This window comes from Stappia sp. (assembly GCF_048261845.1).
Taxonomy (GTDB): Bacteria; Pseudomonadota; Alphaproteobacteria; order Rhizobiales; family Stappiaceae; genus Stappia.
Genome location: NZ_JBLXFR010000007.1, coordinates 40,149 through 52,926, shown reverse-complemented (window position 1 = coordinate 52,926; position 12,778 = coordinate 40,149). Strand labels below are relative to the sequence as shown.

Here is a 12,778-nt window from a genome sequence, read left to right as displayed (position 1 = left end):
ACCTAACGGAAGGTCTGGCGCTGTGATGCCTGACACAGTCCTGCCGATCCCGTTGATACGGTCTGTCCTGCCTTGTCGGCACCGGAGTGGAGCTGACGAGGGTCCGCCCGTCTTGACGCAGGCATGCGTTGATGGCACCTCTCGCCCGGCGCCAGCCGGGACGTGCCTCCCGGCCGCGTTCCCGCCGAATTCGAGGACGAGAGACATGACGAGCGAAGCGGTGCCTGCGCACATGCGCCCCGAGAACTCCTTCCAGGGGTTGATCCTGACGCTGCAGCGCTTCTGGGCGGACCAGGGTTGCGTCGTGCTCCAGCCCTATGACATGGAGGTCGGCGCCGGCACCTTCCATCCCGCGACGACGCTGCGCTCGCTCGGGCCGCGTCCCTGGAAGGCGGCCTATGTGCAGCCCTCGCGCCGCCCGACAGACGGCCGCTATGGCGAGAACCCCAACCGGCTGCAGCATTACTACCAGTTCCAGGCGATCCTGAAGCCGTCCCCGGAGAACCTGCAGGACCTCTATTTGCAGAGTCTTTACGCGATCGGTCTCGATCCGGCCCTGCACGACATCCGCTTCGTCGAGGACGACTGGGAGAGCCCGACACTCGGCGCCTGGGGGCTTGGCTGGGAGTGCTGGTGCGATGGCATGGAAGTGTCGCAGTTCACCTACTTCCAGCAGGTGGCCGGCGTCGAATGCGCACCCGTTTCCGGCGAGCTCACCTACGGGCTGGAACGGCTCGCCATGTATATCCAGGGCGTCGATAACGTCTACGACCTCAACTACAACGGCCGCGAGGGGGCGGAAAAGGTCACCTATGGCGACGTCTTCCTGCAGGCCGAGCAGGAATATTCGCGGCACAATTTCGAGCACGCCGACACGGAGATGCTGTTCCGCCACTTCAAGGACGCGGAAGAGGAATGCCGCCGCCTGCTCGATGCCGGTGCGAAGGCGCGCGATGCGGCCGGCGCCGCCGTGCACCAGCTGGTGCTGCCGGCCTATGACCAGTGCATCAAGGCGAGCCACGCGTTCAACCTGTTGGATGCCCGCGGCGTCATCTCGGTGACCGAGCGCCAGAGCTACATCCTGCGCGTGCGGGAGCTCGCCAAGGCCTGCGGCGCGGCCTTCCTGGAGACGGAAGCCGGAGGTGTCGGCTACACCGGTTAGGTTTTCGTCCGCCCGGTGATGTGCGTCACAGTCCGTGCCGCGATGGCGGTTTCAAGTGTCCCGTGCTTGCAGTAGCGTAAGCGCAAATCGCGGATGCAAGGGGACCTTGCCACATGGCTACCTGGATCGTGCTCGGGTTGATCGTTCTGGTCGGCCTCTATCTTGTCTATCTCTACAATGACCTCGTGCGGAAGCGGCAGATGGTGCGCGAGGGCTGGAGCGGCATCGACGTTCAGCTGAAGCGCCGCTCCGACCTCATTCCCAATCTGGTCGAGACGGTGAAGGGGTACGCGACGCACGAGCGCGCCGCGCTCGAAGCCGTGACCGAGATGCGGGCGAAGGCCGCCGGCATGCCGCGCGACGACGTCGCCGGCCGGGCCCAGGCGGAGGGCATGCTGTCCCAGGCGCTGGGCCGTCTCTTCGCCGTGGCCGAAGCCTATCCCGACCTGAAGGCGAACGAGAATTTCCGCGATCTTCAGGCGTCCATCGAGAAGACCGAGGACGCGTTGCAGATGGCCCGGCGCTACTACAATGGCGCGGTGCGCGCGCTGAACGTGCTGGTCGAGAGTTTCCCCTCGAACCTTGTCGCCGGCCGTTTCGGCTTCACCCAGGAAGACTATTTCGAGATCGAGGACCCGGCCGACCGGGCCGTGCCCAAGGTCGCGTTCTGAGGAGGCAGGTCATGCGTCTCCGCAATCTCCCGGCGCTGGTCGCCGGCTGGCTTGCTGTACTCATCCTTTGCTTCGCCCCGCCTGCAGCGCAGGCCGACGAACGGATCCTGGCCTTCAACTCGACGGTCGAGGTCGCCTCCGGCGGCGAGTTCACGGTCACCGAGACGATCCGCGTGCGCGCGGAGGGGAGCCAGATCCGCCGGGGCATCTACCGCGATATTCCGCTTGCCTTCGAGAGGGCGGACGGAAGCCGGGCGATGGCCGGTTTCGACCTTGTCTCGATCCGGCGCGACGGCGAGGAGGACGGCTATACCGTCAACCGGGGCGGCAGCGGCGTGCGCGTCTATATCGGCCGCGAGGACGTTTTCCTCTCCCCCGGCACCTACACCTACACGATCGTCTACCGCACCGACCGGCAGGTCCGGTTCTTCGACGGCCATGACGAGGTCTACTGGAACGCGACCGGCAACGAATGGAACTTCCCGATCGACAAGGCCGTCGCGCGGGTTGTGCTGCCCGAAGGCGCCACCGCAAAGGACTACTCGGCCTACACGGGCGCCTATGGCGCCACCGGCCGGGATTTTACCGCTCGCGTCGAGGATGGCGGACGCAGCGTGCTCTTTGCCTCCACACGCGTCCTTGCGCCTGGCGAAGGGCTGACGGTCAATGTCGAGATGGCAAAGGGCGTCGTCGCCGAGCCGACGACCGAACAGGAGCTGGGGTATTTCCTTTCCGATCATTTCGCCGAGATCCTTGGCGGTCTGGGTCTCGTTCTTGTGCTTGGCTACTACCTCTGGGTCTGGCGGCTGGTCGGGCGGGACCCTCCCAAAGGCGTGATCTTTCCCCGTTTCGAGGGGCCTGAAGGAATTTCGCCGGCCTTGTCGAACTATGTCGTGCGCAAGGGGTTCGGCGATGGCGGCTGGCGCGCGCTTTCCGCCGCCTGCATCAGCCTTGCCGTCAAGGGTCGGCTGGTGCTCGAGGATCTGGCGGGCGACCTGAAGCTGACGCGGCCAGAAGGGGCGCTAGGCGATTACGCCGGACTGGCGAATGGCGAAAAGGCCATCGCGCGATGGCTCGACGGGCGTGAGGGACGCTTCACCGTGTCGAAGGCGAACGGAACGGCGGTCAAGTCGCTTGGCAGCACCTTCCGCGGCGCCATCGAGGGGGAGAACCGCAACCGGTTTTTCAAGGCCAATACCGTCTGGTTGGTGCCGGGTGTCGCGCTGTCGGTCGTGACGATTTTTGCACTGCTCGCCTTCGGCAAACTCAGCGACGACCAGATCGCCGTGATGATCCCGATTTTCATGGTCACGTTCGTCGTTGTCATGTTCACGGTGCAGATCGGCAAGGTGTTCCACCGTTCGCGCAGTACCGCGTTGCGGGTCGTCTTCACGCTTGTCATCTTCGGCTTCATCACCATGGGTCATCTCGTCGGTGCGGCGGCGCTGTTGCAGTCGCAAGGGGCCATTCCGCCGCTGGCGCTCATTGCCGTCGCGCTGCTCGCGGTCAATATCCTCTTCTACTTCCTGATCGGCGCGCCGACGGCGCTCGGCCGCACGGTCATGGACGAGATCGAGGGTCTGAAGATGTATCTCGAGGTCGCCGAGAAGGACCGGATGAACATGAAAGGCGCGCCTCGCATGAGCCCTTCCCATTTCGAGACGCTGCTTCCCTATGCCGTGGCGCTCGACGTTGAAAAGCCGTGGTCCAAGGCCTTCGAGACATGGCTTCTGACGGCGGCCGGCGCAGCTGCCGCAACCGCCTATGCTCCGGCCTGGTATTCAGGCCGGGCCTTCGACAGCCACGATGTTTCCGGGTCACTGGGCGACACGCTCGGAGCCATGTCGGGCACCTTCACCTCCTCGCTCCCGGCACCGAAATCCTCCAGCTCCGGCGGCGGAGGGGGCGGCTTTTCCGGCGGTGGCGGCGGTGGCGGCGGCGGCGGCGGCTGGTAGGTTCGCTCCCCGCCGCCTGAGTGCGGGGGGTGACTTTTCCTCCCGCACTTGCTAACGGACGCGGGACGAAAATCGGATGCCGCGCGCAGGTGCGGGCATCCCGGCCCCAAACTTCGAGATCCCGCGATGCCCGACCTTCTCCTGGAGCTCTTCAGCGAGGAAATTCCCGCCCGCATGCAGCGCCGCGCGGCGGAAAACCTGAAGCAGCTGGTGACTGATGCGCTGGTCGACCAGGGCGTGACCTATGAGGGTGCCAAGGCCTTCGCGACGCCGCGTCGCCTGGCGCTGCACATTGCCGGGCTGACGGCGGGCTCGAAACCGACCAGGGAAGAGCGGAAAGGCCCGCGCGTCGGCGCGCCGGAAAAGGCGCTTGAAGGCTTCCTGCGCGGCGCGGGGCTTGCCTCCATCGACGAGGCGCAGGTCGCCTCCGACCCGAAGAAGGGCGACTTCTACGTCGCGGTGATCGAGAAGCCGGGGCGTGCCACGCCCGAGATCTTCGCCGAGATCATGCCGGGCATCATCCGGGGGTTCCCCTGGCCGAAGTCGATGCGCTGGGGCACGGGGCAGATGCGCTGGGTGCGCCCGCTCCATTCCATCGTCGCCACCTTCGGACCGGAGACCGAGGAGCCGGAGGTGATCCCCTTCGAGGTCGACGGTATTGCTTCGTCCAACATCACGCGCGGCCACCGCTTCCTGGCGCCCGATGCCTTCGAGGTGCGCCGGCTGGACGACTATGCCGACAAGCTGGAGAAGGCGAAGGTCGTGCTCGATGCGGACCGGCGCAAGGACATCATCGCCAACGACGCGCGCAACCGTGCCATGGCGCTCGGGCTGGAACTGGTCGAGGACGAGGGACTTCTTGAGGAAGTCGCCGGGCTGGTCGAATGGCCGGTGGTGCTGGTGGGCAGTTTCGAGGAAGCGTTCCTGGAACTCCCCGACGAGGTCATCCGGCTGACGATCCGTGCCAACCAGAAGTGTTTCGTGTTGCGCGATCCCGCGACGGGCAGGCTCTCAAACCGCTTCGTCGCGGTCTCCAACATCGAGGCCGCCGATGGCGGGGCGACGATCATCGCCGGCAACGAGAAGGTGATCAGGGCGCGTCTGTCCGATGCCCGTTTCTTCTGGGAGACGGACCTGAAGGCGCCGCTCGAAAGCCGCCTTCCGAAGCTCGACAGCGTCGTCTTCCACGAAAAGCTCGGCACCCAGGGCGCGCGGGTGAACCGTCTCGAGGCTCTGGCCCGCGAGATCGCCCCGCTGGTCGGTGCGGACGTGGAGAAGGCGGCGCGCGCCGCGCGCCTTGCCAAGGCCGACCTGCCGACGCAGATGGTCTATGAGTTCCCCGAGCTGCAGGGCCAGATGGGCCGCACCTATGCGCAGATGCAGGGCGAGGAGCCTTCGGTGGCCCTTGCCATCGAGGATCACTACAAGCCGCAGGGCCCGTCCGACGCGGTGCCGGCCGATCCGGTCGCGATTGCCGTGGCGCTTGCCGACAAGCTGGATCTTCTCACCGGCTTCTGGGCCATCGACGAGAAGCCGACCGGCTCCAAGGATCCGTTCGCCCTGCGCCGTGCGGCGCTCGGCGTCATCCGCATCGTGCTGGAGAATGGTTTGCGGCTCCGCCTCGCGGCATTGCTTGGCCACGCCAATCCGGCGACGGCGAAGGCAAGCCCGCTTGCCGCCGATCTCCTTGCCTTCTTCGCCGACCGGCTGAAAGTGCACCTGCGCGAGCAGGGCGCCCGTCACGACCTCATCGACGCGGTCTTCGCGCTGGAGGGTCAGGACGACCTCCTGATGGTGGTGAAACGCGTCGAGGCGCTGGGCGCGTTCCTGGCGACCGAGGACGGGACGAACTTGCTTGCCGGTGTCAAGCGGGCGGCGAACATCCTCAAGGCGGAGGAAAAGAAGGACGGGGTCGAGGTCACCGACCGGCCGCATGCCGACCATCTGGTCGAAAAGGCCGAGATCGAGCTTGCGGCCGCCATCGATACGGCGCGCGCCGATATTCGCGACGCGCTCAAGGGCGAGGACTTCGCCGGTGCGATGACCGCGCTTGCCGGATTGCGCGCGCCCGTCGACCGCTTCTTCGACGACATTCTCGTCAATGCGGATGACACGGATCTGCGCCTCAACCGCCTGCGCCTGCTCGCGGAAATCCGAGAGGCGACACGCAGCGTCGCCGACTTCTCGAAGATTTCCGGCTAAGGCGAAGGACGGAAGACCGCTACGGCATCGGGTCGATGCACTGGCACCGCCCGTTGGTCGACACCGACGCCTCGTAGTAGTCGGCCTGCATGGTGACGGAGATCTCGACGATCCGGGTGATGACGAAGCCGCAGCTTTTGCCGGCCTCGCACTCGCCGGCAAAGCCGCAGCCGCCGTTGCCCGCCTCCATGACATTGGCGAAGGCGTGCTGCACGGCCTTCAACGGCGTGCGGCCCAAGCCTCCGGCCTTGACCGCCTGGTTTTCAAGGCTTCCGCATTTCATCCGCGTGATCTCCGGTTGTGGGGACGCGGATGAAGTCAATCAGGGATCGTGACGCAACGTCAAGGAAATTGCCGGCGGATCACTCCGCCGGCACTGCCGCAAGCCGCGCCACCGGCTCCTCGCGGATCGGCCAGTGGATGAGCGCGGCGAAGATGCTGAGCCCGATGCCGAGATACCAGATCACGTCATAGGAGCCGGTCTGGTCATAGAGCCGCCCGCCGAGCCAGACGCCGAGGAACGAGCCGATCTGGTGCGAGAAGAAGACGAAGCCGAACAGCGTCGCCATGTAACGCGGGCCGAACATCACCGCGACGAGACCGGATGTCGGTGGCACGGTGGACAGCCACAGGAAGCCCATCGTTCCCGCGAAGACGAGCACGGTCAGCGGCGTTGCCGGGGCCACCAGGAACAGCGAGATCGCGATGGCCCGGCCCACATAGATCAGCGACAGGAAATAGGGCTTGGGGTAGCGGCCGCCGATATAGCCCGAGGCCAGCGCTCCGAAGATGTTGCAGAAGCCGATCAGCGCGATGGCGATGGCGCCCCATTTCGGGTCGAGGCCGATATCCGCGATATAGGGCGGCAGGTGCACGGTGATGAAGGCGACGTGGAAGCCGCAGACGAAGAAGCCGAAGGTGAGCAGGATGAAGCCGCGGGTGCGGAATGCCTCGGCGATGGCCTGGCCAAGGTTCTGGTCGGCGATGCCGGAGCCGGGCACATAGGCCGCCGGCTTGCCCCTCAGCGCGATGGCGAGGAACGGCACGACGAGCATCAGCCCGCCGAGAATGTAAAGCGTCTCCTGCCAGCCGAAGGCATCGAGCAGTCCCTGGCTGAGGGGCGCGAAGAGAAACTGGCCGAAGGAGCCGGCAGCGGTACCGACGCCGAAGGCGAGCGAGCGCTTCTCCGCTGTGACGGCCCGCCCGAAGGCGGCAAGCACCAGCGAGAAGGACGAGAAGGCGACGCCGAGGCCGATCAGCACGCCGCCCGACAGATGCAGCACCAGGGCGCTTTCCGCCTGGGCCATGATGAGAAGGCCGGTCATGTAGAGTACGCCGCCAAAGGCGATCGTGCGCGCGGTGCCGAAGCGGTCGGCGATCATGCCGGCGACCGGCTGCGCCGCGCCCCAGACGAGATTCTGGATGGCAAGCGCCAGCGCGAAGATCTCGCGCGACCAGCCGCGTGCCTCCGTCATCGGGGCAAGAAAGAGGCCGAGCGCCGAGCGCGGGCCGAAGCTGATCAATGCGACGAGGCAGCCGCAGACGATGATCAGCGGCAGGCTGACCGCGACACGCGGCAGCGGGGAAGGGGAGGCGGTTGTCATCGTGGAATTCCCGGCGAAGGGCCGGCGCGATGGCCGGCAGTCTCAGTTGCCGCGACTATGCGGGATTTGATGACATAAAAATAATGAAACATATTTATCCAAGACATTCCGATCTTGCATGTAAGGATGCCTTCAGACAGTCACGCAAACGGGGTGGAACGGGAGACGGCATGAACATCGACGATATGCGCGCCCTGGTCGCGGTGGTCGAGGGAGGCTCGCTCGCGCACGCGGCGGCGCGCCTGCACCTGACCCAGCCGGCGATCACCCGCCGCCTCCAGCGGCTTGAGGAAAGCCTCGGCGTCACCTTGCTCGACCGCGACCAGAAGCCGGCCCGTCCCACGGAACAGGGGCGATCCGCCTATCGCGCCTGTGTCGATATCCTGCACGCCACCGAGGATCTGCGCCGCGCCGTCGGTCGCCCGTCCGCCGGCCAGGTGTTGCGTCTCGGGGTAACGCCCGGTGTCATGGATGCCGTGCTGCGGCCGGTCTTCGGCGGGCTCTCACGTGACGTGCCGGACGGCCGGCTCGACCTGCGCACCGGACCGAGCATCGATCTGCGTGCGGCCCTGCGCGGCGGCGAGCTCGATGCGGCGATCGTCTTCCTGAGGGAGGAGAAGGGCCCCGATCCACGCGAAACGGCCATCCGCGTCGGCATGGAGGAGGTCTCCGTGGTTGCCGCGCGTTCCGCCGGCTTGCCGGAGCGCATGGAACTCGAGGATCTCGCCGACCATCCTTTCGTGATCAATCCTGACGGCTGCGGCTTTCGAACCGGACTGGAGCATCGGTTTCTGCGTAGCGGCAAGTCGCTCACCGTTGCCGCCTCCGTCTGGGGCATTCCGCAGCAGTTGCAATTGATTGCCGACGGGGTCGGTATCGGCCTGATTCCCCGCCGCATGGTGCGTGCCAGCATGGAGTGCGACCGGCTTCAGATCGTTGAGGTCCCCGACTTTACCGCCCGCCTCGCGGTCTGGATGATGACGGCCGGCCATTTGCCGGCTCTGGCACCGGCGCTCGGCGCCGTGCGCCGGGCAGTCGAGCAAGTGTTTGAAATCGAATAGAAATATTCATTCATCCTACAAAATATCGATACTGCGACAAGAAAGACATTGGCAAGCGCCGGGTGGGTGCCTATATATACCCCGTACGAGCATAACCGACGGCTATTGCCGCGTTTTTTAAACGGCGGTTTATGCTCAAATTGAGCAAAAGAAGGTCCGCGACTGCCGCGCGCAAGCGTGCTGCCCGGATCGACGCATTGCTCTTTGTCGACGGATCGTGCCTCGCGGCCGGTCCGGAAAAGCCAGGGAGGTCATCATGGCCACCATTGCACTCGATATCGGTCACCGTCCCGCCGCCAGCGCCGTCCCGGCGCGTGCCCCGGGCTTCGCGCCCCTGGAGCGGCCCGAACTTGCCTACACGCCGGAAGTCGCCGAGGCGACCGCGCCGGTCTACGAGAAGGTCAAGGACTTCATTCCGCAGATCGAGTGGCCGGTGCTGGCGCCGGTGATCCATGCGATCAACAAGCTCAAGAAGGAGCGCAACGCGGTCATCCTGGCGCACAACTACATGACGCCGGAGATCTTCCACGGGGTGGCGGACATCGTCGGCGACAGTCTCGCGCTCGCCAAGGAAGCGGCCAAGACCGACGCGGACGTGATCGTCCAGTGCGGCGTGCACTTCATGGCCGAGACCGCGAAGATCCTCAACCCCGACAAGACGGTCCTGATCCCGGACATGAAGGCGGGCTGCTCGCTCGCCGAATCGATCACGGCCGCCGATGTGCGCGCCCTGCGCGAGAAGCACCCGGGCGTTCCGATCGTCACCTATGTGAACACATCGGCCGACGTGAAGGCGGAATGCGATATCTGCTGCACCTCGGCCAATGCGGTTCAGGTGGTGGAGAGCCTCAACGCGCCGAAGGTGCTGCTGATCCCGGACCAGTATCTGGCCGCCAACGTGGCGCGCCAGACCGATGTCGAGATCCTCACCTGGGCGGGTGCCTGCGAGGTGCACGAGCGCTTCACGGCCGCGGAACTGCGCGAATATCGCGAGATCGAGCCGGCGGTGAAGATCATCGCCCATCCGGAATGCCCGCCGGAAGTGGTCGACGAGGCCGATTTCACCGGCTCGACCGCCGGCATGATCGACTGGGTCAAGCAGAACCGTCCGGGCAAGGTGATGCTCGTCACCGAATGCTCCATGGCGGACAATATCGCCTCGGAAACGCCGGGCGTCGACTATGTGCGGCCGTGCAACCTGTGCCCGCACATGAAGCGCATCACCCTGTCGAAAATCCTCGACGCACTGGTCGAGATGCGCGACGAGGTGACCGTCGATCCGGTTGTTGCAGCCCGTGCCCGCCAGTCGGTGGAGCGGATGATCAACCTCAAGAGCTGACATTTGGTCGCGCCCGGAGCCTCCCGCTTCGGGCGCAATTCGTTTGGCAAGCCGTATTGACGGGGTAAGATCGGAGCCGGACGGCATTGGTCGAGGCGGGTCGCTCCGTCATGCCCTGCGTATGAGGCAGGCGGGCGGCGGCGATCCCGGCCAGTCGTCTTCTTTGTGCTCCGATTGCCCAAGGTCGCCGGCCGGCCTTGTCCCTGCCCATGGCCCCTTGGCCCTTCCCCGGACGTGAAAACATGACGTCAGCCCGCCCTGCCACTTCGCATATCGACGATGTCGTCATCCTCGGTGGTGGCCTCACCGGCCTGTTCTGCGCGCTCAAGCTGGCGCCGCGCCCGGTCACCATCCTGTCCGCATCGCCGATCGGCGAAGGCGCATCCTCGGCCTGGGCTCAGGGCGGGATCGCGGCTGCCGTCTCAGACGAGGACAGCGCCGCCTCGCACGCTGCCGACACGATGGCCGTCGGCGGCGGGCTGTGCGACGAGAAGGTCGTGCGGCTGATGACCGAGGAGGCGGGCGAGCGCGTCCGCGACCTGCTCGGCTATGGCGTGCCGTTCGACATGGATCTGGAAGGCCGGCTGCAGCTCTCCCGCGAGGCCGCCCACTCGGTCAACCGCATCGTGCGCGTGCGCGGCGACATGGCCGGACGGGCCATCATGGATGCCCTTGTCGCCGCCGTTCGCAAGACGCCGTCGATCCGGGTCGTGGAAGGATATCTGGGCGAGGAACTGCTGCATGCCGGGCGCCTGGTCACAGGCGTGCTCGCCCGCCGCCGCGGCGATCGCGAGCGGCTTGCCTTCCCCGCGCATGCCGTGGTGCTCGCCTCCGGCGGCATCGGCCATCTCTTCTCCGTGACCACCAACCCGCCGGAGGCGAACGGCCAGGGTATCGCCATGGCGCTCAATGCGGGGGCGGTGATCGCCGATGCGGAGTTCGTCCAGTTTCACCCGACCGCGCTGAATGTCGGCCAGGATCCGGCGCCGCTCGCCTCCGAGGCGCTGCGCGGGGAAGGCGCGATGCTGATCGATTCGACCGGTCGCCGGTTCATGGAAGAGATCGACCCGCTCAAGGAGCTTGCTCCCCGCGACGTGGTCGCGCGGGCCGTTTTCGCCGAAACGCTCTCCGGGCGCGGGGCGTTCCTCGACTGCCGGGAGGCGATCGGCGCGGCTTTTCCGGAACGCTTCCCGACCGTGTATGCCGCCTGCCTCAAGGCCGGGGTCGACCCGGCTCCCGGACCGATCCCCGTTGCGCCGGCCGAGCACTATCACATGGGCGGTGTGCTGACCGATGCGAACGGCCGCACTTCGCTCGACAATCTCTGGGCGGCGGGCGAGGTTGCCTCCACCGGCGCCCATGGCGCCAACCGGCTGGCATCGAACTCGCTGCTGGAGACGGTCGTCTTCGCCGCCCGTATCGCCGAGGACATCCAGAACCAGATGCCCAATCCGCGCACCGCGCACTGGCCGGGCATCGACGACCATATCCAGGAGCCGACCCGGCGCAACGAGGTCGAGCGCGACGCCATCGGCATGTTGCGACGGGCAATGGCCGCCGGTGTCGGGGTGATCCGCGACGCGGAAGGGCTGACCGGAACGCTGGCCGTCATCGACGCGCTCGAGGCGCGTTGCAAGCGCCGCTCGATCCGCAACATGATGACCGCCGGCAAGGTGGTCACGGCTTCCGCGCTGATGCGCGAGGAAAGCCGCGGCGGGCACTGGCGGTCGGATTTCCCCCGAACCGATCCCGCGCTTGCCCGGCGTTCCTTCGTCACCCTCAAGGATGTCGAGGCGGCGGTCGCGGCCGCCTGTGACAGCGATGTCGGGCGCGCCGCCGTGGCCCGGCTGGAGCTCGACAGCGGAGACGAGACATGAGCGTGGCTGCCAGCCTTCCGGTCCTGCCCGGCCTTTTGGTCGAGGACGCGGTTCGTGCGGCCTTGCTGGAGGACTGGGGCCGGGCCGGAGACATCACCGCCCAGGCGACATTGTCCCCCGAGCTCGGTGCAACCGCCGTCATCGCCGCCCGCCAGCCCGGGCGCCTTGCCGGTCTTGCCCTTGCCGAGACGGCCTTCCGGCTGAGTGATCCTGCGATCCGGGTGGAGCCGCTTGTCGGTGATGGTGCCCGGCTTGTCCCCGGCGACGTGGTGATGCGCATTTCCGGGCCGGCGCGCGGGCTGTTGTCGGCCGAACGGGTCGCTCTCAATTTCCTCGGCCACCTGTCGGGGGTCGCGACGGCCACGGGCCTGTTCGCTGACAAGATATCGCATACGAAGGCCCGTATCGTGTGCACCCGCAAGACGACGCCGGGCATGAGGGCTTTCGAGAAATACGCGGTGCGTTGCGGCGGTGGCGCCAACCATCGCTTCGGCCTCGATGACGCGATCCTGATCAAGGACAATCACATTGCGGTTGCCGGCGGCGTGCGCGCCGCGATCGATGCGGCGCGGGCCTTTGCCGGTCATCTCGTCAAGATCGAGGTGGAGGTCGACACGCTCGACCAGCTGCGCGAGGCGCTCGCCGCGCGTCCGGACGTGGTGATGCTCGACAACATGGAGCCGGCAATGCTGCGCGAGGCGGTGTCCATCGCCGATGGCGCGGTGCTGCTCGAGGCTTCCGGCGGCATCACGCTCGAAACGGTTGCGGATGTGGCCGAAACCGGGGTCGACCTGATCTCCGTCGGCTGGATCACCCATTCCGCGCCGGTTCTCGATCTCGGCCTCGATATCGTTCTCGGGTGAACGCCGGCAGGGACGGGACCGACAGCCGGTCTCTTCTGGCTCGC

The 12,778-nt window shown here is 66.4% G+C and carries 10 protein-coding genes; 8 read left to right on the top strand and 2 right to left on the bottom strand.

Features of this window, described 5'->3' with window-relative positions; translation table 11 throughout:
* The first annotated feature begins 232 nt into the window (after positions 1-232).
* The 4 genes from ACN0T5_RS05075 (at position 233) to glyS (ending at position 5,990) form a co-directional block, all read left to right on the top strand.
* Positions 233-1,162 carry a glycine--tRNA ligase subunit alpha gene (locus tag ACN0T5_RS05075; protein ID WP_417767585.1) on the top strand — a complete coding sequence of 310 codons (930 nt, stop codon included), beginning with the start codon at positions 233-235 and terminating at the stop codon, positions 1,160-1,162.
* A 113-nt stretch (positions 1,163-1,275) separates the two neighbouring features.
* Entirely contained in the window at positions 1,276-1,833 is a 558-nt protein-coding gene (locus tag ACN0T5_RS05070; protein ID WP_417767533.1) for a LemA family protein, read from the top strand.
* 11 nt (positions 1,834-1,844) lie between these two features.
* Positions 1,845-3,788, top strand: a complete 1,944-nt coding sequence (locus ACN0T5_RS05065; protein WP_417767532.1) for a DUF2207 domain-containing protein — start codon at positions 1,845-1,847, stop codon at positions 3,786-3,788.
* Between the two features lie 126 nt (positions 3,789-3,914).
* A complete protein-coding gene (gene glyS, locus ACN0T5_RS05060) occupies positions 3,915-5,990 on the top strand; it encodes a glycine--tRNA ligase subunit beta (RefSeq protein ID WP_417767531.1) in 2,076 nt (691 codons plus the stop codon).
* A 19-nt stretch (positions 5,991-6,009) separates the two neighbouring features.
* Here the strand turns inward: glyS and ACN0T5_RS05055 are convergent, their stop codons facing one another.
* Both ACN0T5_RS05055 and ACN0T5_RS05050 read right to left on the bottom strand, forming a co-directional pair.
* Complete coding sequence (locus ACN0T5_RS05055; protein WP_417767530.1) at positions 6,010-6,273, bottom strand: hypothetical protein; 264 nt, start codon at positions 6,271-6,273, stop codon at positions 6,010-6,012.
* 79 nt (positions 6,274-6,352) lie between these two features.
* Complete coding sequence (locus tag ACN0T5_RS05050; RefSeq protein WP_417767529.1) at positions 6,353-7,594, bottom strand: MFS transporter; 1,242 nt, start codon at positions 7,592-7,594, stop codon at positions 6,353-6,355.
* A 170-nt stretch (positions 7,595-7,764) separates the two neighbouring features.
* Here ACN0T5_RS05050 and ACN0T5_RS05045 point away from each other — a divergent pair, with 170 nt between their 5' ends.
* From ACN0T5_RS05045 to nadC, 4 genes are all read left to right on the top strand, one after another.
* The gene (locus ACN0T5_RS05045; protein ID WP_417767528.1) at positions 7,765-8,655 is read left to right on the top strand and encodes a LysR family transcriptional regulator; all 891 of its coding nucleotides are present in this window, start codon (positions 7,765-7,767) and stop codon (positions 8,653-8,655) included.
* A 256-nt stretch (positions 8,656-8,911) separates the two neighbouring features.
* Positions 8,912-9,994, top strand: a complete 1,083-nt coding sequence (nadA, locus tag ACN0T5_RS05040; RefSeq protein WP_417767527.1) for a quinolinate synthase NadA — start codon at positions 8,912-8,914, stop codon at positions 9,992-9,994.
* Positions 9,995-10,236: 242 nt separating this feature from the next.
* Positions 10,237-11,871 (top strand): L-aspartate oxidase, encoded by a 1,635-nt coding sequence (locus ACN0T5_RS05035; RefSeq protein ID WP_417767526.1) that lies wholly within the window; start codon positions 10,237-10,239, stop codon positions 11,869-11,871.
* Complete coding sequence (gene nadC, locus ACN0T5_RS05030) at positions 11,868-12,734, top strand: carboxylating nicotinate-nucleotide diphosphorylase (RefSeq protein ID WP_417767525.1); 867 nt, start codon at positions 11,868-11,870, stop codon at positions 12,732-12,734. The genes ACN0T5_RS05035 and nadC overlap by 4 nt, the downstream gene beginning before the upstream one ends.
* Positions 12,735-12,778 lie beyond the last annotated feature (44 nt).

Coding starts and splice junctions, on each gene's coding strand:
- ACN0T5_RS05075 (WP_417767585.1), top strand. CDS start 233: ATGCGCCCCGAGAACTCCTTCCAGGGGTTGATCCTGACGCTGCAGCGC.
- ACN0T5_RS05070 (WP_417767533.1), top strand. CDS start 1,276: ATGGCTACCTGGATCGTGCTCGGGTTGATCGTTCTGGTCGGCCTCTAT.
- ACN0T5_RS05065 (WP_417767532.1), top strand. CDS start 1,845: ATGCGTCTCCGCAATCTCCCGGCGCTGGTCGCCGGCTGGCTTGCTGTA.
- glyS (WP_417767531.1), top strand. CDS start 3,915: ATGCCCGACCTTCTCCTGGAGCTCTTCAGCGAGGAAATTCCCGCCCGC.
- ACN0T5_RS05055 (WP_417767530.1), bottom strand. CDS start 6,273: ATGAAATGCGGAAGCCTTGAAAACCAGGCGGTCAAGGCCGGAGGCTTG.
- ACN0T5_RS05050 (WP_417767529.1), bottom strand. CDS start 7,594: ATGACAACCGCCTCCCCTTCCCCGCTGCCGCGTGTCGCGGTCAGCCTG.
- ACN0T5_RS05045 (WP_417767528.1), top strand. CDS start 7,765: ATGAACATCGACGATATGCGCGCCCTGGTCGCGGTGGTCGAGGGAGGC.
- nadA (WP_417767527.1), top strand. CDS start 8,912: ATGGCCACCATTGCACTCGATATCGGTCACCGTCCCGCCGCCAGCGCC.
- ACN0T5_RS05035 (WP_417767526.1), top strand. CDS start 10,237: ATGACGTCAGCCCGCCCTGCCACTTCGCATATCGACGATGTCGTCATC.
- nadC (WP_417767525.1), top strand. CDS start 11,868: ATGAGCGTGGCTGCCAGCCTTCCGGTCCTGCCCGGCCTTTTGGTCGAG.